21 protein-coding genes are annotated in these 22,599 nt (G+C 64.2%); 15 read left to right on the forward strand and 6 right to left on the reverse strand.

Annotated features, from left to right (window positions below; all coding sequences use genetic code 11):
* Nucleotides 1-25: 25 nt before the first annotated feature.
* Together tkt and gap are read left to right on the forward strand one after the other, a co-directional pair.
* Nucleotides 26-2,062 carry a transketolase gene (gene tkt, locus RN01_RS00305; RefSeq protein ID WP_024570913.1) on the forward strand — a complete coding sequence of 679 codons (2,037 nt, stop codon included), beginning with the start codon at nt 26-28 and terminating at the stop codon, nt 2,060-2,062.
* A gap of 85 nt (nt 2,063-2,147) precedes the next feature.
* Nucleotides 2,148-3,146, forward strand: coding sequence for a type I glyceraldehyde-3-phosphate dehydrogenase (gene gap, locus RN01_RS00310; protein ID WP_008648578.1), 999 nt, complete (start codon nt 2,148-2,150; stop codon nt 3,144-3,146).
* 50 nt (nt 3,147-3,196) lie between these two features.
* On the opposite strand, the gene RN01_RS00315 is transcribed toward gap, so the two are convergent.
* Nucleotides 3,197-3,814 carry a flavin reductase family protein gene (locus RN01_RS00315; protein ID WP_011517513.1) on the reverse strand — a complete coding sequence of 206 codons (618 nt, stop codon included), beginning with the start codon at nt 3,812-3,814 and terminating at the stop codon, nt 3,197-3,199.
* 285 nt (nt 3,815-4,099) lie between these two features.
* On the opposite strand from RN01_RS00315, the gene RN01_RS00320 reads away from it, so the two are divergent.
* Nucleotides 4,100-5,101, forward strand: a complete 1,002-nt coding sequence (locus RN01_RS00320) for a LysR family transcriptional regulator (RefSeq protein ID WP_024570912.1) — start codon at nt 4,100-4,102, stop codon at nt 5,099-5,101.
* Nucleotides 5,102-5,180: 79 nt separating this feature from the next.
* On the opposite strand, the gene fur is transcribed toward RN01_RS00320, so the two are convergent.
* A complete protein-coding gene (gene fur, locus RN01_RS00325) occupies nt 5,181-5,612 on the reverse strand; it encodes a ferric iron uptake transcriptional regulator (RefSeq protein ID WP_008648581.1) in 432 nt (143 codons plus the stop codon).
* A 199-nt stretch (nt 5,613-5,811) separates the two neighbouring features.
* On the opposite strand from fur, the gene RN01_RS00330 reads away from it, so the two are divergent.
* From RN01_RS00330 to RN01_RS00370, 9 genes are all read left to right on the forward strand, one after another.
* A complete protein-coding gene (locus RN01_RS00330; RefSeq protein ID WP_017515492.1) occupies nt 5,812-6,465 on the forward strand; it encodes an outer membrane protein assembly factor BamE in 654 nt (217 codons plus the stop codon).
* 78 nt (nt 6,466-6,543) lie between these two features.
* Nucleotides 6,544-7,341, forward strand: a complete 798-nt coding sequence (dapB, locus tag RN01_RS00335; protein ID WP_024570911.1) for a 4-hydroxy-tetrahydrodipicolinate reductase — start codon at nt 6,544-6,546, stop codon at nt 7,339-7,341.
* A 170-nt stretch (nt 7,342-7,511) separates the two neighbouring features.
* The gene (leuS, locus tag RN01_RS00340; protein ID WP_017514837.1) at nt 7,512-10,133 is read left to right on the forward strand and encodes a leucine--tRNA ligase; all 2,622 of its coding nucleotides are present in this window, start codon (nt 7,512-7,514) and stop codon (nt 10,131-10,133) included.
* 36 nt (nt 10,134-10,169) lie between these two features.
* Nucleotides 10,170-10,685, forward strand: coding sequence for an LPS assembly lipoprotein LptE (gene lptE, locus RN01_RS00345; RefSeq protein WP_008641875.1), 516 nt, complete (start codon nt 10,170-10,172; stop codon nt 10,683-10,685).
* A gap of 51 nt (nt 10,686-10,736) precedes the next feature.
* A complete protein-coding gene (gene holA, locus RN01_RS00350) occupies nt 10,737-11,807 on the forward strand; it encodes a DNA polymerase III subunit delta (RefSeq protein WP_017516032.1) in 1,071 nt (356 codons plus the stop codon).
* 126 nt (nt 11,808-11,933) lie between these two features.
* Nucleotides 11,934-13,214 (forward strand): glutamate-5-semialdehyde dehydrogenase, encoded by a 1,281-nt coding sequence (locus RN01_RS00355; protein WP_017513118.1) that lies wholly within the window; start codon nt 11,934-11,936, stop codon nt 13,212-13,214.
* A gap of 18 nt (nt 13,215-13,232) precedes the next feature.
* Entirely contained in the window at nt 13,233-13,655 is a 423-nt protein-coding gene (locus RN01_RS00360; protein ID WP_017513119.1) for a CopD family protein, read from the forward strand.
* 35 nt (nt 13,656-13,690) lie between these two features.
* Nucleotides 13,691-14,296 (forward strand): 2-hydroxychromene-2-carboxylate isomerase, encoded by a 606-nt coding sequence (locus tag RN01_RS00365; RefSeq protein WP_008641879.1) that lies wholly within the window; start codon nt 13,691-13,693, stop codon nt 14,294-14,296.
* A 68-nt stretch (nt 14,297-14,364) separates the two neighbouring features.
* Complete coding sequence (locus tag RN01_RS00370) at nt 14,365-15,624, forward strand: class I SAM-dependent RNA methyltransferase (RefSeq protein WP_017513120.1); 1,260 nt, start codon at nt 14,365-14,367, stop codon at nt 15,622-15,624.
* 72 nt (nt 15,625-15,696) lie between these two features.
* On the opposite strand, the gene RN01_RS00375 is transcribed toward RN01_RS00370, so the two are convergent.
* The 4 genes from RN01_RS00375 to RN01_RS00390 form a co-directional block, all read right to left on the reverse strand.
* A complete protein-coding gene (locus RN01_RS00375) occupies nt 15,697-16,746 on the reverse strand; it encodes a two-component system response regulator (protein WP_011517502.1) in 1,050 nt (349 codons plus the stop codon).
* Nucleotides 16,747-16,962: 216 nt separating this feature from the next.
* Nucleotides 16,963-18,435: an NAD(P)(+) transhydrogenase (Re/Si-specific) subunit beta gene (locus RN01_RS00380; RefSeq protein WP_017513121.1), complete on the reverse strand. Its 1,473-nt coding sequence runs from the start codon at nt 18,433-18,435 to the stop codon at nt 16,963-16,965.
* A complete protein-coding gene (locus RN01_RS00385) occupies nt 18,435-18,758 on the reverse strand; it encodes an NAD(P) transhydrogenase subunit alpha (protein WP_008641884.1) in 324 nt (107 codons plus the stop codon). Before RN01_RS00385 ends, RN01_RS00380 begins: the two co-directional genes overlap by 1 nt.
* A gap of 180 nt (nt 18,759-18,938) precedes the next feature.
* Nucleotides 18,939-20,060, reverse strand: a complete 1,122-nt coding sequence (locus RN01_RS00390) for a Re/Si-specific NAD(P)(+) transhydrogenase subunit alpha (protein ID WP_024570909.1) — start codon at nt 20,058-20,060, stop codon at nt 18,939-18,941.
* Between the two features lie 334 nt (nt 20,061-20,394).
* Here RN01_RS00390 and RN01_RS00395 point away from each other — a divergent pair, with 334 nt between their 5' ends.
* From RN01_RS00395 to dapA, 3 genes are all read left to right on the forward strand, one after another.
* The gene (locus tag RN01_RS00395) at nt 20,395-21,192 is read left to right on the forward strand and encodes a TorF family putative porin (RefSeq protein ID WP_024570908.1); all 798 of its coding nucleotides are present in this window, start codon (nt 20,395-20,397) and stop codon (nt 21,190-21,192) included.
* A gap of 122 nt (nt 21,193-21,314) precedes the next feature.
* Nucleotides 21,315-21,635, forward strand: a complete 321-nt coding sequence (locus tag RN01_RS00400) for a hypothetical protein (RefSeq protein WP_008641891.1) — start codon at nt 21,315-21,317, stop codon at nt 21,633-21,635.
* The gene (gene dapA, locus RN01_RS00405; RefSeq protein WP_017514256.1) at nt 21,622-22,530 is read left to right on the forward strand and encodes a 4-hydroxy-tetrahydrodipicolinate synthase; all 909 of its coding nucleotides are present in this window, start codon (nt 21,622-21,624) and stop codon (nt 22,528-22,530) included. Before RN01_RS00400 ends, dapA begins: the two co-directional genes overlap by 14 nt.
* Nucleotides 22,531-22,599: the final 69 nt, after the last annotated feature.

A 22,599-nucleotide genomic window follows, 5' to 3' on the forward strand; every position in this document is an offset into this window, starting at 1 on the left:
GGTTTTCCCGCCGTCAGGTTCTCGCATGTCTGCCCTCGCCCATCCCGCCACAAGTCCTTACGCCAACCAACCCGTCAAACTGATGGCGGATGCCATCCGCGTGCTTGCCATGGACGCTGTCCAGCAAGCCAACTCCGGTCACCCCGGTGCGCCGATGGGTATGGCCGATATGGCCGTGGCGCTGTGGGGCCGGCATCTGAAGCATAACCCCGTCAATCCGCACTGGCCTGACCGCGACCGCTTCGTGCTGTCCAACGGCCACGGATCGATGCTGATCTACGCGCTGCTGCACCTGACCGGCTATGACCTGCCGATCGAGGAACTGAAGAACTTCCGCCAGTTGCACAGCAAGACCGCCGGTCACCCGGAGTATGGCATTACCCCGGGCGTGGAAACCACGACCGGCCCGCTGGGCCAGGGCATCACCAATGCCGTCGGCATGGCGTTGGCCGAGCGCCTGCTGGGCGAGGAATTCAACCGCCCGGGTTTCGACATCGTCAACCACCACACGTACGTGTTCATGGGCGATGGCTGCCTGATGGAAGGCATCAGCCATGAAGCCTGCTCGCTGGCCGGCACGCTCAAGCTGAACAAGCTGATCGGCTTCTGGGATGACAACGGCATCTCCATCGACGGCGACGTGGTGCACTGGTTTGCCGACGATACGCCGAAGCGTTTCGAAGCCTATGGCTGGAACGTGATCCGCGCCGTGGACGGCCACGACGTGGCTGCCGTCGACAACGCCATCGCGCTGGCCAAGGCCAGCGACAAGCCGACTCTGATCTGCTGCCGCACCGTCATTGGCAAGGGCGCGCCGAACAAGGCCGGCGGCCACGACGTGCACGGCGCGCCGCTGGGCGGCGCCGAAGTGCTGGCCACCCGCGAAGCGCTGGGCTGGACCCACGCCCCGTTCGAAGTGCCGCAGGACGCGTACCTCGCCTGGGACGCGAAGCCGAGCGGCCACGCGCTGGAAAAGGCCTGGGACGCACTGTTCGACGCCTACGCCGAAGTGCATCCGTACGAAGCCGGTGAGTTCAAGCGCCGCGTGCGCGGCGAGCTGCCGGGCGCGTTCGATGCGGCCGTGGACGCCTACATCGCCAAGTGCGAGGAGAAGGCCGAGACGATCGCTACCCGCAAGGCCAGCCAGAACTCGATCGAGGCACTGGCGCCGGTACTGCCGGAACTGCTGGGCGGCTCGGCCGACCTGACCGGTTCGAACCTGACCAACTGGTCGGGCACGCAGGCCGTTCGCTTCGACTCGTGGGGCAACCACATCAACTACGGTGTGCGTGAGTTCGGCATGAGCGCGATCATGAACGGCATCGCGCTGCATGGTGGCTACATCCCCTACGGCGCCACGTTCCTGACGTTCTCGGACTACAGTCGCAACGCGCTGCGCATGGCCGCGCTGATGAAGATCCGCTCGCTGTTCGTGTTCACGCATGATTCGATCGGCCTGGGCGAAGACGGTCCGACCCACCAGTCGATCGAACACGTGGCCAGCCTGCGTCTGATCCCGAACATGGATGTCTGGCGTACCGCCGACACCACCGAAACCGCCGTGGCCTGGGCGCACTCGATCCGCCGCGAGAACGGCCCGAGCTGCCTGATCTTCAGCCGCCAGAACCTGCCGTTCCAGAAGCGTGACGATGTCACGCGCGCCAACATCGCGCGCGGTGGCTACGTGCTGCGCGATGGCACGAATCCGCGCAAGAAGCGCCCGGATGCCGTGATCGTCGCCACCGGCTCGGAAGTCGGCCTGGCCGTGGGCGCCGCCGATGCGCTGGCCGTGGAAGGCGTGCACGTGCGCGTGGTGTCGGTCCCGTCGACCTCCGTGTTCGACAAGCAGGACGCCGCCTACAAGGCCAGTGTGCTGCCGGCTGGCGTGCCGCGCATCGCCGTGGAAGCGGGCGTCACCGATTTCTGGTGGAAGTACCAGGTTCAGGCCGTCGTCGGTATCGACACGTTCGGCGAATCGGCCCCGGCAGGCGTGCTGTTCAAGCACTTCGGCTTCACCGTGGAAAACGTGGCCGATACGGTGCGCGCCACGCTCGCCCAGTAATTCTCGCCAGCGCGGTATGCCGGCGCGAGGCGCCGGCTGCGGCGCCGGCCCCAGCTTTATCGCGATTGCACTCTAGGAGATAGACATGACCATCAAGATCGGCATCAACGGCTTTGGCCGCATCGGGCGCATGGTGTTCCGCGCCGCCGCCGCGAACTTCAAGGACATTGAAGTCGTCGCCATCAACGACCTGCTGGAACCGGACTACCTGGCGTACATGCTGAAGTACGACTCGGTCCACGGCCGCTTCGACGGTGAAGTGTCGGTGGAAGGCAACACGCTCGTGGTCAACGGCAAGAAGATCCGCCTGACCGCCGTCAAGGATCCGTCCGAGCTGAAGTGGGGCGAAGTCGGCGCCGACGTGGTGATCGAGTCGACCGGCATCTTCCTGACGAAGGAAGGCGCGCAGAAGCACATCGACGCGGGCGCCAAGAAGGTGATCATGTCGGCTCCGTCGAAGGACGACACCCCGATGTTCGTGTTCGGCGTGAACCACGAGACGTACAAGGGCGAAGCGATCATCTCGAACGCAAGCTGCACGACCAACTGCCTGGCCCCGGTGGCCAAGGTCCTGAACGACAAGTGGGGCATCAAGCGCGGCCTGATGACGACCGTGCACGCTGCCACCGCCACGCAGAAGACCGTGGATGGTCCGTCGAACAAGGACTGGCGCGGTGGCCGCGGCATCCTGGAAAACATCATCCCGTCGTCGACTGGCGCCGCCAAGGCCGTTGGCGTGGTGATCCCGCAGCTGAACAAGAAGCTGACCGGCATGTCGTTCCGTGTGCCGACCTCGGACGTTTCGGTGGTCGACCTGACCGTCGAGCTGGAAAACCCGGCCAAGTACGAAGAAATCTGCGCCGAGATGAAGGCCCAGAGCCAGGGCGCGCTGAAGGGCGTGCTGGGCTACACCGAAGACAAGGTTGTGGCCACGGACTTCCGCGGTGATGCACGCACCTCGATTTTCGATGCTGAAGCCGGTATCGCGCTGGACGGCACGTTCATCAAGGTCGTGAGCTGGTACGACAACGAGTGGGGCTATTCGAACAAGTGCCTGGAAATGGCACGCGTCGTGGCCAAGTAAGCCATCCTCGCTGAACAAAAAAACGCGCCCTCGGGCGCGTTTTTTGTTGCTCAGGCGGCAGGTGGGGTGACTGGTGGCGTCAGCGGCCGCGCATCGATAGCATCGCCATCGACGAGGAAGTGGCCACCCGCGACATGGTGGATCGTGCGCAGGTCGTCTTGGCCAGTAAAGTGCCAGCGGCCATTGCTGAAGACGCGGCCGTCGGCGTGGGCTGCGACCACTTCGCCGAGAAACAGATCGTAGCTGTTCTGGATCGCGGGTTCCGGCAATAGCCTGCATTCCAGCCACGCCGCGCAGCCTTCGAGCAGCGGGGCGCCGATCACGCTGCCGGCGAAGGTCTGCAAGCCGTACGCGGCGAACTTGTCGATGCCTTGCTTTTCCGTCAGGGCCCGTCCCGAACTGGAGCCTAGTGCCTGCGTGATATCGACCTGGGCGGCGGTGGGAACCTGCAACGCGAATTCGCCGCTTGCTTCAAGCAACTGGCGCGTCCAGGTGGACTTGTCTAGCACTACGGCCACCTTCGGCGGCGCGAAATCGAGCGGCATGGCCCATGCCGCCGCCATGATATTGCGTTGTCCATTGTGCGCGGCACTGACCAGAACGGTCGGGCCGTGATTCAGCAGGCGATAGGCTTTGGCGAGATCAACGTCGAGTCGGTGGGAAGCCATGGTTTGATCTGAAACAAGACGGGGCGGGCTGCGAGGCAGAATTGGAGCGCCTTCATGCACTATAGCGGGTCATGTAATTCAATGAACGGCGATTTTTGACATTATCTGTCTCAAAGTTGTCAAAAATCCGCGAAAGTTCGCGTTCAGTAATGCGAGAAATGCTGAATTTGCTTTTCGCTCCTGTTATTTTCTCTTACACTCGGAAGGATCTATTAATGTCTGATGTGCAGCCAGTGAAAGTGGTGGGGCCATCGAAGCGTAAGACATAACAAACCGGGCCTGATCATGGTGAACGTGGATACCAAGCTGCTCGTGATCTTCACCGAGTTGCTCAGCAAGCGTAACGCCACTTATGTGGCGGAAAAGATGCACATGACCGCGCCGGCCGTTTCGCACTCGCTCGGCCGACTGCGCGAAATCTTCGACGACCCCCTTTTCATTCGGGTGCCTCATGGTCTTACGCCAACGCCGCGCGCGCTGGAACTGGGCCCGAAGATCCGGGACATGCTCGACCTCTGGTCGTCGATCAACGAGGGGGATGCCGATAATTTCGATCCGGCCATCGCCACCGGCACGCTGAATATCGGTTTTGCCGCCGAACTTGGCGACACGGTTTTCAACCGCTTTGTCCTGCGCATCAAGCAACTGGCTCCGGATCTGCATATCCGCCTGGTCGAATCGCATTCGTGGGAAGCCGACGTCGCGTCGATGCGTGCCAACGAACTCGATCTGGCCTTTTCGCCGTTCCCGACCCGCCATCCCGAAATCGTCGAGGAAGTGGTGACGTCGCTGAACCTGTGGGTTTGCGCACGCAAGAATCATCCGCTCCTGAAGAACGATTGCACGCTCGAGCAATACCTCGACTGCAGCCATATCTTTATGGCGCATTCCGGTGGCGCGGGCCGTCCGGCGCCGGCACTGATTCCGCTGGACTACGCGCTGCAGCAGCGGGGTCTGAAGCGGAATGCCACGCTGACCGTTCATTCGTGGCGCGCCCAGGCCGAACTGGCTTCCCAGACCGACATGATCTTCACGGTCAACGCGCTGACCAAGGACATGGCCTGTGAAACGTACGGCCTGAAGGCCTACCCGCTGCCGGCAGAGCTCAATACGATGCTGGGCCTGAATATGTTCTGGCACCGCAGCCGCAATACCCATCCGATGCTGGTCTGGGCACGTGGTCTCTTCCGTCAGGTGGTTGGCGAGTTTCTGGGCCTGCCTGCGGCAGCCGCCGCCGCGCCGCGTAGCCTGCGCGTCGTGGCCGAGCAGGATCTGACGCAGGAGTAACGCTGTGTCGACCCAATAGAAAACCGGCGCCTTGGCGCCGGTTTTTTTTGCCTGCCGCTGGGCGGGTACCGCCGCGGGGTTATCGTCTCGGTCTGTGGGGGCAATCATCCTTGGTGCAGTTGCCATAGAGCGACAGGGCGTGTTCCTGCAGCGCAAAGCCGCGCTCGCGGGCGATGCTCTGTTGCCGCTGCTCGATATCGGCATCGAAGAATTCCTCGACGCGCCCGCAATCCAGGCACACCAGGTGATCGTGGTGCTTGCCTTCGTTCAGTTCGAAAATCGCCTTGCCCGACTCGAAGTTGTTCCGCGAGAGCAGGCCAGCCTGTTCGAACTGCGTGAGAACGCGATAGACCGTGGCGAGGCCGATGTCCATATGCTCATTGAGCAGGATGCGATAGACATCTTCCGCGCTTAGATGGCGCTGTTCACTGGTCTGGAAGATCTCAAGGATCTTCAGGCGGGGGACGGTCGCCTTGAGGCCGATATTTTTGAGGTCCGCCGGACTCGGCATGGGCGTGACTCCCTAGAGTACAATGTCTGGATAGTTGAATCATAAGGGTTTTGGCGGCAAATGTCGCCCCGGTGCCATGACGCGTACACGCCGCTCTCCGCGGAGTGACCAGAATGCGCCTGGCCGTGCCGGATGCCTCCGCAGTCTTTGGGGTGTGCCGGTGCCGGTATCTACCCATTCCCGTCTGGAAGCGAGATACATGCGTTCATTCCGTTCGTCCGCCATGCGCCCCGCGCTGGTGTCTTCCCTGCTGGCGGCGGCACTGCTGGCCGGTGCCTGTTCCGCCTACGACAGCACCTCGCGCAAGGTGGCTGATGCCATCACGCCGTATCGGATCAACATCGTCCAGGGCAACTTCGTGTCGCGCGAGGCCGTATCGCAATTGCGCGAAGGCATGACGCGCGATCAGGTGCGCTTCCTGCTCGGCACCCCGCTGCTGACGGACGTCTTTCACGCGGATCGATGGGACTATTACTTCTCTTTCCGTCGCGGCAGCCGGCCGGTCGTGCAATCGCGCCAGTTCACCGTGTACTTCGAGGGTGACAAGCTTGTGCGGTGGGTGGGCAACGAGTTGCCGTCCGAATACGAGCTTATTGCCGAAATTGACGGCATGAAGGCGGCGCAGAAGAATCAGACGCCAGGCAAGCTCATCTTTGGCGGCGAGGCAGCGCCAGCATCCGCGCCGGCGGCAATGCCGGCATCGGCGCCGGCTGCCATGCCCGTCGCAGCAGCGAGCGAACCGGCCGCCGCGCCGGTGGCCGTGGCACCTGCTGCCGCCGAGGCCGCTCAGCAAAAGCCGGCCGAGGCGCCAGCCAACGCGGCTTCGGACGTTCCGGCCAAACCTGCCAGCTAAACGCGGCGGCGGGTCCATTTCAGACACCCAAGCCGTCCGGTCGAATGCCGGACGGTTTTCATTCCGACATACCCAATCATGAAAATCGCCATTGCAGGGGCTTCCGGCCGCATGGGTCGCATGTTGATCGAAACGGTGCTCAATACCGACGGCGTGACGCTGGCTGGCGCGCTCGACGTGCCGGGTGCTGCGGCGCTGGGCCAGGATGCCGGGCTGTTTCTGGGCCGCGAGACGGGCATCAAGATCTCCTCTGACATCGAGGCCGTGTTCTCGGCCGCCGACTGCCTGATTGATTTCACCCGCCCCGAGGGCACGCTGGCGCACCTGGCGGTGGCCAAGCGCCTGGGCAAGAAGATGGTGATCGGTACCACCGGTTTCGATGCCGCCGGCAAGCAGGCACTGGCCGATGCCGCCAAGTCGATCGGCGTGGTGTTTGCCGCGAATATGAGCGTCGGCGTCAATGCCACGTTCAAGCTGCTGGAAGTGGCGGCCAAGCTGCTTTCCACGGGCTACGACATCGAGATCATCGAAGCGCACCATCGCCACAAGGTCGACGCGCCGTCGGGCACGGCGCTAGCGATGGGCGAAGTGGTCGCCAAGGCCATCGGCCGCGATCTCGACGAATGCGCGGTCTACGCGCGCGAAGGCCATACCGGCCCGCGTGACGCGAAGTCGATTGGCTTCGCGACGGTCCGTGGCGGCGATATCGTCGGCGATCACACGGTGATGTTCGCCGGCATCGGCGAGCGCATCGAGATCAGCCACAAGTCGTCCAGCCGTCAGTCGTATGCCGATGGTGCGGTGCGTGCGGCGCGTTTCCTGGCCGACAAGCCGAGCGGCATGTTTGACATGCAGGATGTGCTGGGCCTGAAGTAAGCCCGCAAGCACGCCCGGCGCGGCCCAGAGGCGGGCCGTTCCAGCCTTTCCGTGCGAGCCGTGGCGGACATACGCCACGGTTATAATCGTCTCTTTCGCATTTCCGATCCCCCCCGGTCGCCCGGCGCGCCAGTCGCCCGCGGACCGCTGCCCAGACCGTCGTCCCGACCATGCAAGACAAATATCTTCCGTCCGCCGTTGAACAAGCCGCCCAGCAGCACTGGCAAGCGATCGATGCCTACAAGGTGTCGGAGCACGCGGTCGGGCCCGACGGCAAGGAAAAGTCCAAGTTCTACGCCTGCTCGATGCTGCCCTACCCGTCGGGCAAGCTCCACATGGGCCACGTGCGCAACTACACGATCAACGACGTGATGGCGCGCTACCTGCGCATGAACGGCCGTAACGTGCTGATGCCGATGGGCTGGGATGCGTTCGGGATGCCGGCGGAGAACGCCGCGCTGAACAACGGCGTGGCACCGGCCGCCTGGACCTACGACAACATCGCTTACATGAAGAAGCAGATGCAGTCGATGGGCCTGGCGATCGACTGGTCGCGCGAAGTGGCGACCTGCAGCCCCGAGTACTACCGCTGGAACCAGTGGCTGTTCCTGAAGATGCTGGAAAAGGGCATCGCCTATCGCAAGACCGGTACCGTGAACTGGGATCCGGTGGACCAGACCGTGCTGGCCAACGAGCAGGTTATCGACGGCCGTGGCTGGCGTTCGGGCGCGGTGGTCGAAAAGCGTGAAATCCCGATGTACTACCTGCGCATCACCGATTACGCGCAGGAATTGCTTGGCGACCTCGAAGGCCTCGGCTGGCCCGAGCGCGTCAAGATCATGCAGCAGAACTGGATCGGCCGCAGTGAAGGTGTGCGATTCGCCTTCCCGCATGAGATCAAGGGCGCGGATGGCAAGCTGATCAACGACGGCAAGCTCTACGTGTTCACCACGCGTGCCGACACGATCATGGGCGTGACGTTCTGCGCCGTGGCCGCCGAGCATCCGCTGGCCACGCACGCCGCCGAAAGCAACCCGGCGCTGGCCGCGTTCATCGAGGAATGCAAGCACGGTTCCGTCATGGAAGCCGATATGGCGACCATGGAGAAGAAGGGGATGCCGACCGGCCTCAAGGTCACGCACCCGCTGACCGGCGAACAGGTCGACGTCTGGGTCGGCAACTACGTGCTGATGACCTATGGCGACGGCGCCGTGATGGGCGTGCCGGCGCATGACGAGCGCGACTTCGCGTTCGCGCTCAAGTACAACCTGCCGATCAAGCAGGTCATCGACGTCAAGGGTCAGGCCTATTCGACCGACGCGTGGCTCGAGTGGTACGGCGACAAGGAACACGGCCTCTGCATCCATAGCGGCAAGTACGACGGTCTCGGCTACAAGGCCGCCGTCGACGCCATCGCCGCCGATCTGGCCGCCAAGGGCCTGGGCGAGAAGAAGGTGACCTGGCGCCTGCGCGACTGGGGCATCTCGCGCCAGCGTTACTGGGGCACGCCGATTCCGCTGATCCACTGCGACAGCTGCGGTGTGGTGCCGGTGCCGGAGAAGGATCTGCCGGTGGTGCTGCCCGAGGACCTCGTGCCGGACGGCACGGGCAACCCGCTGGCCAAGGACCCGCGTTTCCTGGAGTGCACCTGCCCGTCGTGCGGCAAGCCGGCGCGCCGCGAGACCGATACGATGGATACGTTCATCGACTCGTGCTGGTATTACATGCGCTATACGTGCCCCGACGCTGGCACGATGGTCGATGCGCGCAACGATTACTGGATGCCGATGGACCAGTACATCGGCGGCATCGAACACGCGATTCTGCACCTGTTGTACGCACGCTTCTGGACCAAGGTCATGCGTGACATGGGCCTGGTCAAGTTCGACGAGCCGTTCACGAACCTGCTCACGCAGGGTATGGTGCTCAACGAGACGTTCTACCGCGAGGACGCCTCCGGCAAGAAGACCTGGTACAACCCGGCCGATGTGGACGTGCAGACCGACGAGCGTGGCCGCCCGGCTGGCGCCACGGCGAAGGCTGACGGTCAGCCGGTGGTGATTGGCGGCATCGAGAAGATGTCGAAGTCGAAGAACAACGGCATCGACCCGCAGGCGCTGATCGACCAGTACGGCGCCGATACCGCACGCCTGTTCGTGATGTTCGCCGCGCCGCCCGAGCAGCAGCTCGAATGGAGCGGTTCGGGCGTGGAGGGCGCGTCGCGCTTCCTGCGCCGTGTGTGGAACTACGGCTACGCGAACGCCCAGGCGATCCGCGATGGCGCCGGCACCGCACCCACGGCCGATGATGCTGCGCTGCGCCGCGAGATCCACACCGTGCTCAAGCAGGCCAACTACGATTACGAGCGCATCCAGTACAACACCGTGGTGTCCGCCACGATGAAGATGCTGAACGCGCTGGAAGATGCGAAGACCGCTTCGCCGGCCGGGCGCCGTGAAGGCTTCAGCGTGCTGCTGCGCGTGCTGTACCCGGTGGTGCCGCATATCGCCCACGGGCTGTGGCAGGAACTCGGCTACGCCGCTGAGACGGTCGACATTCTCGACGCCGCATGGCCGCAAGTCGACGAAGCCGCGCTGGTGCGCAGCGAGATCGAACTGGTGCTGCAGGTCAACGGCAAGGTGCGTGGCAGCCTGACGGTGCCGGCCGATGCTGACCGCGCCGCGATCGAGGCCACCGCGGCCGCCAGCGAGATCGTGGCCAAGTTCGCCGCCGGTGCCGCACCGAAGAAGATCGTGGTGGTGCCGGGCCGTCTCGTCAACGTCGTGCTCTGAAGCACGCGGACTGGAATCAGCAGACAGGGATAACGAATGGATCGACCGAACATGGGACGCCGCGGTTTCTTCGCCATCGGCGCCGCGGCAGCGGCGGCGGCATTGCTGGGTGGCTGCGGCTTCCATATGCGCGGTAACGCCGATTTCGCGTTCAAGCGGCTCTACATCGGCATTCCCGCGAATTCGCTGATGGGTGCGGATTTGCGCCGCAACATCCGCAATGGCTCGGACACGCAGATCGTTACCGACCCGAAGGAAGCGGACGCACTGCTCGACGTGCTGGCCGATACGCGGGCCAAGTCGATCCTCTCGATTACCACCGAGGGTGTGGTGCGGGAATACCGTCTGACCTACCGCTTTACCTTCCGCTTGCGCGATGCCAGTGGCAAGGAGCTGATCCCGCCGTCGACGCTGCTGCTGACGCGCGACCTGACGTACAACGAAGCCAACACGCTGGCCAAGGACTACGAAGAGCAGCAGCTCTATCGCGACATGCAGCGCGATGTTGTGAATCAGCTCATGCGCCGGCTGGCCTCGGTCAAGACGATCTGACGCGCCGGGTATCGGCGCGACTCAGGCCGACACAGGAAACATAGGGCGACAATGCAGCTCAAGCTCGACGGACTCGAGGCACATCTGAGGCAGGCGCAGGCCAAGGGCCTGGCGCCGCTTTACGTCGTTCACGGCGACGAGCACCTGCTGGTGCTGGAGGCGGTAGATCGCCTGCGCCGCGCTGCGCGCGAGGCCGGTTTCTCCGAACGCGACGTGCTGGTGGCCGAACGTGGCTTCCAGTGGGGCCAGGTCATCGAGGCCCAGCAGTCGATGTCGCTGTTCGGCGACCGCAAGATCGTCGAGTTGCGTATTCCATCGGGCAAGCCGGGCAAGGACGGCGGCGAGGCGTTGCGCGCCGTGGCCGCCCAGCCGTCGCCCGATGTGGTGATGCTGGTCACGCTGCCGCGCCTGGATTTCGCCACGACGAAATCGGCCTGGTTCCAGGCATTGGAGTCGGCGGGGGTGTCGATCAAGGTCGATGCCGTGGACCGCACACGGCTGCCTGCCTGGGTGGGCGAACGACTCGGCCTGCAGCAGCAGCGGGTGGAGCCGGGCGAGCCGGGGCGGCGCGCGCTGCAGTTCATCGCCGAAAAGGTCGAGGGCAACCTGCTGGCCGCGCATCAGGAAATCCAGAAGCTCGGCCTGCTTTATCCGCCCGGCGCGCTGACCTTCGACCAGGTTCAGGACGCGGTGCTGAACGTGGCCCGCTACGACGTGTTCAAACTGTCCGAAGCCATGCTCGGCGGCGACGTGCCGCGCCTGGTGCGTATGCTCGAAGGGCTGCGTGGCGAGGGCGAGGCTACGGTGCTGGTGCTGTGGGCGCTGACCGAGGAAATTCGCGTATTATCCAAGGTCCGGCAAGGCTTGGCGGGCGGCAAGCCGGCGGGCGTGCTGATGCGCGAACTGCGCGTCTGGGGCCCGCGCGAGCGGCTCGTACCACAGGCCGCGCAACGGCTGTCGATGCCGCAACTGGAAGCCGTGCTCGCCATGGCCGCGCGGCTGGACCGGCAGGTCAAGGGCCTGTCCGACCTGCCAGGCGCCGGCGGAGCGGCCGGTGCGTTACCAGCCGAGCCATGGGACGGCCTGATGCAGCTTGCGCTGATGATCGCCAGACCTGCATGAGGCCTCCGGGCCCCCAGGGTCCGGACAGGTGACCGGACCACCGAACCAGAACAATCGCCGGCAGCCGCGCCGGCGCATCGACATCGCGGCACTCATAGCAGACCGGGCACAGGCCCGGACACCATCATGACCGAGTTCGATCTCCACGCTTACATGACCCGCGTTGGCCAGCAGGCCCGCGCGGCATCGCGCGCCATGGCGCGTGCTTCCACGGCCGACAAGAACCGCGCGCTGCTGACGATTGCCGCGGCCATCCGCCGCGATGCGGACAAGCTCAAGGCCGTCAACGCCCGCGACGTCGAACGCGCCCGCACCAACGGCCAGGACGCCGCCTTCATTGATCGCCTGACACTGTCGGACAAGGCGATCGCCACGATGGCAGCCGGCCTCGAGCAGATTGCCGCGCTGGCGGACCCGATCGGCGAGATCTCGAACATGAAGTTCCGTCCCACCGGCATTCAGGTGGGCCAGATGCGCGTGCCGCTCGGCGTGATCGGCATCATTTACGAATCGCGTCCGAACGTGACCATCGATGCGGCGGCGCTGTGCCTGAAGTCGGGCAACGCCACGATTCTGCGTGGCGGCTCCGAGGCGATCGAATCGAATACGGCCCTGGCCGTGCTCGTGGCCGAGGGGCTGGCCGCGGCGGGGCTGCCCTCCGAAGCCGTGCAGGTGATCGAAACCACGGATCGCGCCGCGGTTGGTCGCCTGATCACGATGACCGAGTATGTCGACGTGATCGTGCCGCGCGGCGGCAAGAGCCTGATCGCCCGCTTGATGGAAGAAGCGCGCGTGCCGATGATCAAGCACCTGGACGGCATCTGCCACGTCTATATCGATGACGACGCCGACCTGGAAAAGGCCGTGCGCGTGTGCGACAACGCCAAGACGCAGCGCTACGCGCCGTGCAACACGATGGAAACGCTGCTCGTGTCGCGCCAGATCGCTGCGAAGGCGCTGCCGCCGCTGTGCCGTATCTACCAGGAAAAGGGTGTCGAGTTGCGCGTCTGCCCGGCAACGCGCGCCACGCTGGAAGCCGCCGGCTTCTCGGGCCTGGTCGACGCCACCGAAGAGGACTGGCGTCTCGAGTACCTGGCGCCGGTGCTGGCGATCCGCACGGTGGACGGACTGGACGCCGCCATCGCGCACATCAACACCTACGGGTCGGCGCATACCGATTCGATCATCACCGAGAACTACACCACCGGGATGCGTTTCCTGCGTGAAGTCGATTCGGCCAGCGTGATGATCAATGCCTCGACGCGCTTTGCCGACGGCTTCGAGTACGGCCTCGGTGCGGAGATCGGCATCTCCAACGACAAGCTCCACGCTCGCGGCCCGGTGGGCCTGGAAGGGCTGACCTCGCTCAAGTACGTCGTGTTCGGTCACGGCGAGATTCGTACGTAACCGGAGGCGGATCAGCACATGCTCTGGGTCAAGGCGTTCCATATCCTGTTCGTGACTTCGTGGTTCGCAGGGTTGTTCTACCTGCCGCGCATCTTCGTCAATCTGGCGATGGAGACCGATGCGGCCAGCGTAAAACGCCTGCTGCTGATGGCGCGCAAGCTGTTCCGTTTCATGACGATGCTGGCCGTTCCGGCCATCGTATTCGGCCTCTGGCTGTTCCTGGGCTATGGCATTGGCCGTGGCGCGGGGCAGGGGTGGATGCATGCCAAGCTGGCGCTGGTGCTGGTGCTGATCGGTTACCACCACGGCTGCGGCGTGCTGCTGCGCAAGTTCGAACGCGGCGTCAACACGCGCTCGCACACCTTCTACCGTTGGTTCAACGAACTGCCGGTGCTGGTATTGCTGGCGGTTGTCATCCTGGTTGTCGTAAAGCCGTTTTAAGCTGACGTTCCAATCCGTTCTACCGTGAGGTCGTGATGAGCAAGCAGGTCGAGTATTTTCTGGCGCCGCCTTCCCCGTTTGTCTATCTGGGACACGCGCGCTTTGTCGAGATTGCCAACCGTCACAAGGCCCAGGTGCTACTGAAGCCCTGCGATATCGGCAAGGTGTTCGCGGTGTCGGGCGGCCTGCCACTGGCGCAGCGCCCGCCGCAGCGTCAGGCTTACCGGCTGGTCGAACTGGAACGCTGGAGCAAGTTCCTCGGCATCCCGCTCAACCTGCACCCCACATTCTTCCCGGTTTCAGGCGATGCCGCGGCACGCCTGATCATCGCCGCCCAACTGGCCAACGGCACGGCGCGCGCGCTGGAACTGACCGGCGCGATCTCGCGCGCGGTGTGGGCCGACCAGCGCAATATCGCCGATGCCGCCACGCTGTCGCTGATCGCCGAGGAATGCGGTCTCGACGGCGCGAGCCTGCTCAAGGCCAGCGAGGGGCAGGCGGTGCAGGCCGCGTATGCGCAGAACACCCAGGACGCTATCTCCGCCAACGTGTTCGGCGCGCCGTGGTTCGTTTATGACGGCCAGCCGTACTGGGGCCAGGACCGACTCGATTTCCTCGACCGCGCGCTCGCGGCGGGCTGATCGGGGGACGGTCACCGATACCTTCCGTCCGCCATGGCGGACGTTTTTGTTTGCAGGATTTTCACGCCATGACCCAAGCCTTCTTTGTTCCTTGCCCGCGCGGCCTGGAACCCGCCCTTGCCGAGGAACTACGCGAAATCGCGCGGTATCCGGCCGTGGTGGCCGCCGCGCCGTTCGAAGTGCATCGGGAGGTGCCGGGCGGTGTGACGTTCTCGGGGGAGATGGCGGCCGCCTATGCCGTCAACCTCCACTCGCGCATCGCCAGCCGTGTGCTGCTGCGCGTGGCGCAGCGTGGCTACCGGCACGAGGACGACATCTACTCGCTGGTGCGTCAGCAGCGCTGGGAACAGTGGTTCTCGCCGGACGAGACGCTGCGTGTCGATGTCACGGCGCACAAGTCGCCGCTGCGCAGCCTGAATTTCACGGCGCTGCGCGTCAAGGACGGCGTCTGCGACGCAATGCGCGAGCGACTGGGCGCGCGTCCCAGCGTCGATACGGTGAGCCCGGATGTCCGTATCTACGCGCACCTGACCGAAACCGATTGCACCGTCTATCTCGATACCACAGGCGAGCCGCTGTTCAAGCGCGGCTGGCGCATGGAAAAGGGCGAGGCGCCGCTCAAGGAGAACCTGGCCGCCGGCATTCTGCGCCTGGCCGGCTGGACGGCGGGTCAGACCGATCGTCCGTTCTTCGATCCGATGTGCGGCAGTGGCACGTTCCTCGTCGAGGCCGCGCAGGTGGCGCTGGGCCTCGCGCCGGGCGCCGCTCGCACGTTTGCGTTCGAGTGGCTGAAGGGCTGCGACACCAAGGCATGGCAGGCGCTGCGCGCCGATGCACAGCGCGCGCGTGAGCAGGCTGCCGGCCGCGCCACGAATCTGGAGATCGCCGGGTCGGATATTTCCACGGACATGCTGTCGATGACCCAGGCCAACTGGCAACGCGCCGGCCTGCCGGGCGATGTGCAACTGAAGCAGGTGGATGCGCGCTTCGTCCAGCCGCCTTTTGCCGATGCAGGACTGATGCTGATGAACCCGCCCTACGGCGAACGGATTGCCGTGCGTGGCGATCGCCGGGGCGCCATGGAGGACGCGCCGCGCGACGAGGCAGAGGAAGCCGCCGCCAACCAGTTTGCCGCGGCGTTTGCGACGACGCTGAAGCAGAGTTTCTCGGGCTGGCAGGCGTGGGTATTCACTGGCGATCTGACGATGCCGAAGCGACTACGCCTGAAAGAATCGCGCCGCACGCCGCTCTACAACGGCAATATCGAATGCAGGTTGTTCCGGTTCGATATGGTGCGGGGCGGGAATCGGGAACAGAAGAAGGATTGAGCGTTGGCTCTACGCCTCTCTCCCGCGTGTGGGGGAGGGGCGACAACAATTGGTGCTTCCAATGTTGTCGAATCAGTCGCGCTTGTTCCGCCCCGTCATCAATTCCGGATTCCGCGTGAATTCCGCCAGAAAGCTCTGCAGGCTGACCACGGGTTCCTGCAGCATGTGGCGGGGCAGATCGAACAGCGCGTAGAAGTACTCTTCGTGACCTTCACAACGCTCGGCGGGCAGGCAGTACTGTTCCCAGTCCACGCAGGCCGGCGTGTACATGCCGTTGCCGGGCCAGAAGAACGGCACGATGCGACCCTCGCGCAGCCCTTCGATCAGCGCGGCCGGCGCCTCGTAGGCCTCTGCGGATTCCACCTGGCTCATCAGCCCCGCGCGCGTTTCGATCACCATCAGCGTGGCATGACCCTGGGCGGTCAGCAGCAGCATGCCCACCGGATTCGGATACAGGTAGTACTCGACAAAGCCATAACGCGCGGCCGTCTGGCGCACGCGGTCGGCCATCGCCGGGTCGGACAGGAACGAGTACGAATGGCGGGTCAGCAGGTCGCGCAGCGTGCGCGAGATCGAAGCGAAGTACTGCTGCTGGAGTGCATCGATTTCCTCGTTGAGCCGCGCCACCATATTCGGATCGTGCTTCTTTACGTAGCGGTCGATCAATCCGTGGTTGAAGCCCTGCACAGCGATGCTTTCGTCGGCCGTGCCGGTTAGCAGGATGGTCTTGCAGGGCAGGCCTTCCAGTGCCTGGCAGAACTCGAGACCGTCCATCTGCGGCATCGAGTAGTCGACCACGATCACGCCGGGCTGCAGGAAGCGCTTCACATCGTGAATCTGGCGATGAATGCGATCGACGTCGAGCTGCACCGTGCGGCGCTCGGACAGGAAAGTCAGGTCATCATGGGTGACGTGCACCGGCAGGAACGCCGGGTGCCGTGTGGCATACGCTTCTCGAATCCACGCGAGTGCCTCGCGCGGGTCGGTGAAGCTGACCACCGCGCGGGACGCATCCATCTGGAACGCCAGGCTGTCGATGAACGATTTGCTGTCGTCCACCAGCACCGTTAGCACGGGGTGATGGAAGACCGACAGATTCCTGTCATGCGAACTGAATGTCATGGTGCGATCAAATCTGCCGTCGGCGGTGGATGGTCTGCGTGGGAGGCCGGGGCTAGGCGAGTATAGCGCCGAACCCGCGCGCAGGAATCGAAATCCGGAAAACGAAACGGCCGGCGTTGGTTGCCGGCCGCACTCGTTCGATTTCGTTGATTTCAGGTCTGCGAGTTGTTTTATTCACTTCGCGGACCTGCCGCCGCTCGGAACCTTAACGGTAGATTAGTCGACCGCCTTGAACATGTCCTCGACCACCTTCTTGGCATCGCCAAACACCATCATCGTCTTGTCCATGTAGAACAGTTCGTTGTCCAGACCTGCGTAGCCGGCTGCCATCGAACGCTTGTTCACAATGATCGTCTTGGCCTTGTACGCCTCCAGGATCGGCATCCCGGCGATGGGCGATTTCGGATCGGTTTTGGCGGCCGGATTGACCACGTCGTTGGCGCCTAGCACCAGCACCACGTCGGCCTGGCCGAACTCGCTGTTGATGTCCTCCATCTCGAAGACCTGGTCGTACGGCACCTCGGCTTCGGCCAGCAGCACGTTCATGTGACCTGGCATCCGGCCCGCCACGGGGTGGATCGCATACTTCACCGTCACACCGTGCTCGGTCAGCTTCTCGGTCAATTCTTTAAGCGCATGCTGGGCACGGGCCACGGCCAGGCCGTAGCCGGGCACGATGATCACGGTTTCCGCATTGCTCATCACGAAGGCCGCGTCATCCGCCGATCCGGACTTCACATTGCGCTGCGCCTGCGCGCCCGCCGTTGCGCCGGCCGATGCATCCGCGCCGAAGCCGCCCAGGATCACGTTGAAGAACGAGCGGTTCATCGCCTTGCACATGATGTACGAGAGGATCGCGCCGGATGAGCCCACCAGCGAACCCGCGATGATCAGCATCGGGTTGTTCAGCGAGAAGCCGATGCCGGCCGCTGCCCAGCCCGAGTACGAGTTCAGCATCGACACCACCACGGGCATGTCGGCGCCGCCGATCGGAATGATGATCAGCACGCCGAGCACGAACGCGATGGCCAGCATGATCAGGAACGGCAGCCACGACTGCGACAGGAAGAAGATCACGCCGAAGCCGATCATGCCGATGGCCAGCAGCAGGTTCAGCCAGTGCTGGCCCGGGAACACCACCGGCGCGCCCTGGAAAAGGCGGAACTTGTAGCGGCCCGACAGCTTGCCGAATGCGATCACCGAACCTGAGAACGTAATAGCGCCGACGAAGCAGCCGATGAACAGTTCGATGCGGTTGCCGAGCGGAATCAGGTGCGAGCCAGCCGGCGTGATGCCGAACGCGGCAGGCTCCGCCACGGCGGCCACGGCGATGAACACGGCGGCCAGACCGATCAGCGAGTGCATCGCGGCCACCAGCTCGGGCATCTTGGTCATTTCGACCTTCTTCGCCACATAGGCGCCGATGCCGCCGCCGACCACCAGCGCGCCGAAGATCAGCGCCAGACCCGTGCCAACCGACGACTGCGCCGCACCTACCGCCAGGAACTCGTGCTTGATCTTGACGATCAGCGCCAGCGTGGTCACCACGGCGATGGCCATGCCGATCATGCCGAACGCATTGCCCTTGCGGGCCGATGCCGGGTGAGAGAGGCCCTTCAGCGCCTGGATGAAGCAGACCGATGCCACCAGGTACAGCAGTGTCACAAGGTTCATGCTGATGGCTTCCATCACGCACCTCCCTTGTTGTCAGCCTTCGCCTTCGGTTCCTTCTTCTTGAACATCTCCAGCATGCGCTGGGTCACCAGGAAGCCACCGAACACGTTCACCGCGGCCAGTGCCACGGCCACCGTGCCCATGACGCGGCCTACGCCGCCTTCGGTGAGGCCGGCCGCCAGCATGGCGCCGACGATGATGATGGCCGAGATCGCATTGGTCACGGCCATGAGCGGGGTGTGCAGCGCGGGCGTCACCGTCCAGACCACGTGGTATCCCACGTAGATCGCCAGCACAAAGATGATCAGGTTGATCACCGTGTGGTTAACCATCTCCATCGACTTCTCCTCCGTTGCTTTTGAATACTTGCTGATGCGCTTCGCTTCGCGTTGCGTCGGATCGAGGCTGCGAGATCTGGGTCCGCCGATGGCGGGTTGCAGTGCGGATGGCTCCCCGCGCTGCTGCAAGGTCATCGGCGGACCGGCGTCAGGGCGTGATGGCCTGGCGCCGGTGTCGGATCAGGCTGCCTCGCGGATGACCTGGCCGTCCTTGCACATCAGGCAGGCGGCAACGATGTCGTCCTCGAGATTCAGCGTATAGCGGGCATCCTTGTCGATGATCAGCTTGAGGAAGTCCAGCACGTTGCGCGCGTACAGCGCGGACGCATCGGCGGCAACCATGCCGGCAAGGTTCGTGTGACCGATCAGGGTGACGCCGTGGCGCTCGACCACTTCGTCGGCGACGGTCAGCGGGCAGTTGCCGCCCTGTGCCGCGGCGAGGTCGACGACGACCGAGCCGGGCTTCATCTGCTTGACGGTCTCTTCCTGCAGCAGCACCGGCGCGCGGCGGCCCGGGATCAGCGCGGTGGTGATGACGATGTCGGCCTGCGTGGCGCGCTGGTGCACCAGTTCGGCCTGGCGCCGCATCCAGTCGGCGGGCATCGGGCGGGCATAGCCGCCCACGCCTTGCGCGATCTCGCGCTCTTCGTCAGTCAGGAACGGCACGTCGAGGAATTTCGCGCCGAGCGATTCGATCTGCTCCTTCACGGCGGGGCGCACATCGGAGGCTTCGATCACGGCGCCCAGTCGCTTGGCCGTGGCGATGGCCTGCAGGCCCGCCACGCCAGCGCCGAGGATCAGCACGCGCGCGGCCTTGACCGTGCCCGCTGCCGTCATCAGCATCGGCATGAAGCGCTGGTAGTGGTGCGCGGCCTCCAGCACGGCCTTGTAGCCGGCGATGTTGGCCTGCGAAGACAGCACGTCCATGCTCTGCGCGCGCGTGGTACGCGGCGCGGCTTCGAGCGCGAACGCCGTGATCGCGGCGCTGGCCATACGCGCGTTGTTTTCGATATCGAAGGGATTGAGCATGCCGACCAGCACGGCACCCGGCTTGATCTGGGCACGTTCGGCATCGTCCGGCGCGCGGACCTTCAGCAGGAGTTCCGCGCCGAGCGCGTCGGCCGCGGAGCCGATGCGCGCGCCTGCCGCTTCGAACGCTGCGTCGGGAATACTGGCGCGGACACCGGCGCCGGCTTGCACCGTTACCTGATGGCCCTGCGCAACGTACTTCTTGACGGTCTCCGGGGTGGCGGCGACTCGCGCCTCACCTGCCCGCGTCTCGAGCGGGATGCCGATATGCATCGTCCATTTCTCCTTTTGATGGCGTCGTATCTGATTGGTCGGGCAGACGTCCTCGCCCTTGGTGTACCGCGTGCGGCGCACCATTTTTTGCGCAGCTTACCCGAAACTTACATTCGGTGGTGACTAGCCGGTCGGGGATTTGTGGCGTCACAGAGACTCATTCTTGCGCCTCATGAAATGACTTCTTTCATCGAGCGGCGATTGCTTCGCAATTCACCTTGATGGATTTGCTTCAGTGGCCTGCCCATTCTTGATGCCGATTTGACGCGCGGCTGCGTATCGTGGCGTCCACGTCTCTTTCGAGGCGTCTCTCCAAACGCACAACTGATTCCTCATGATCGCAACACGTCTGCTCACTTCGGCGCCGGCGGGACTGGCCGCTGCCGTGCTGTTCGCCATGCCGTTTTCGTCGGCCTTTGCGCAGGAAGCCTCTGCGCCCGTGGCCGAACCTTCCACGCCCCATACGTTCACGGCCAATGTGTCGCTGGTATCCGACTACCGCTATCGCGGCATCAGCCAGACCAATCTGCGCCCGGCCATCCAGGGCGGATTCGACTATTCCCACGCCAGCGGCTTCTACGTCGGCAACTGGAACTCGAGCATCAGTTGGCTCGAGGATGCCGATTCGTCGGTGTCATCGCCCGTGGAAATGGATTTCTACGGTGGCTTCAGGAACACCTTCAAGCTGTCGGACCTCGAGTTCAACTACGACGTCGGCGTGCTGGAGTACTACTACCCAGGTGGGTACACCACTACGCGCCCGTACACCACCGAGGTGTACGCAGGCATCGGCTATGGCCCGGTGTTCCTGAAGTACTCGCATGCGGTGACCAATCTGTTCGGTATTGACGACAGCAAGAACAGTTACTACGTTGACCTGTCGGCGAATGTGCCGCTAAACGTCTGGGGTCTCACGTTCAATGCGCACGTGGGCTACCAGGGCGTGGCCCATCACAGCGATGCGTCGTACACGGACTGGAAACTCGGTCTGACCAAGGACCTGGGCAAGGGCTTCTCGCTGGCGGTGGCCTATGTGGATACCAACGCGAAGGCATCGTTCTACACCAGCGCCAATCGTGGGCGATATCTCGGCAAGGCAGCGGCGTGGGCGTCGATCACCAAGACGTTTTGAGCCCATCATCTTTACGCGATGTTGATGACCCGCTCGCGGAATGCTGCGCCAAATTGAGATCGCTATCCCTAGCATGGATGTCATGTTCAACAGACGGTCCGCCAGACGCGGATCATCGCGACATGCGACAGTCTTCGAATCTCGCCGTGGCCTATGCGTCGGTGCCCCGACGCCGGATCGCTTCGAACGTGCAGTGGATTCGCCTGCGGCTTGCTGTGTCATCGGCGCAGGTCTTCATGCTGCGCCAGACATTGCATCGTGCTATCGGCAATCTTGCGCGCGTCTATGTGGTGGAGGTGGATCATCGCCACGGCGAGACCACGCTGCACGTGGAGGTGGGGCGCGAAGACCGCGAGGCAGCCATGCACGCCATCATGGCCGCGCTGCCCGCCGCCGAGTTTGGCGTGACGACGATGCTCGGAGACGACCATGCCACGCATTGAGTTCGCTCGCCCGCGCATCGTCGATGGGCTATGGCTGCCGATGGTCACGCCGCTGCACCACGGCCAGGTCGATTTCGACGGTGTGCAGCGGCTTGCCGCGCACTACGCGGATGCTGGCGTCGACGGTTTGATCGTGCTCGGCACGACCGGGGAGGGTGGCCTGCTGACCGACGTGGAACGCCTTCAGGTCGCCGCCGCCACACTCGAGGCCGTGCAAGGCACCGTGCCCGTGATCGCCGGGGTTGGTGGTGTGGCAACCCATGTGGTCTGCGAGCAGGTGCGTCGGCTCGAGCGGCTTGATCTTGCTGGCTATCTCGTGCCGCCGCCGTACTACCTGCGCGTGTCCGATGAAGGGATCGCGTGGCATATGCGCAGCGTCGCCAGTCATACGGCCAGACCGCTGATGTTGTACAACGTGCCGAAACGCACGGGCTGCACGATCTCGCCTGACCTCACGTGGCGTTTGGCCGCGCATCCGCAGATCGTGGCGCTCAAGGAGTGCGATGCGGCGGGGATGCGCGCGCTGGCAGGGCAGGATCGTCTTGACGTGTTCTGTGGCGACGACGCTGCCATGCTCGACCATCTGCTGCGCGGTGGCGCGGGAATCGTGCCGGCCTCGGCCCATATCCGGCCTGATCTGTTCGTGCGGCTGATTCAACTTGCCCGCACGGGGCGCGAGGAAGCGGCGCGCGCGCTGTTCCGGCAACTGTCGCCGCTGATCGGAATGCTGTTCGACGAGCCCAACCCAGCCCCTGTGAAGGCGGCGCTGGCGCTGTGTGGTCTGGCGCGTCCGGAGGTGCGTCGACCGCTGATGCCGGCGTCGAAGTCACTTGTGGCGAGGCTCGACGCGGCGATTGCGCTGCTGCCGCCTGTCGTCGCGCGGGAAGCCGCCTGAGCGGGCGCTGACCTGCGGGGGAAACTGGCGGGCGCTTGGGCCGAGGTGGCCCGAAAGAACCATCGCGCG

The organism is Cupriavidus sp. SHE (genome assembly GCF_000812445.1).
In the GTDB taxonomy this organism is placed as follows: Bacteria; Pseudomonadota; Gammaproteobacteria; order Burkholderiales; family Burkholderiaceae; genus Cupriavidus; species Cupriavidus metallidurans.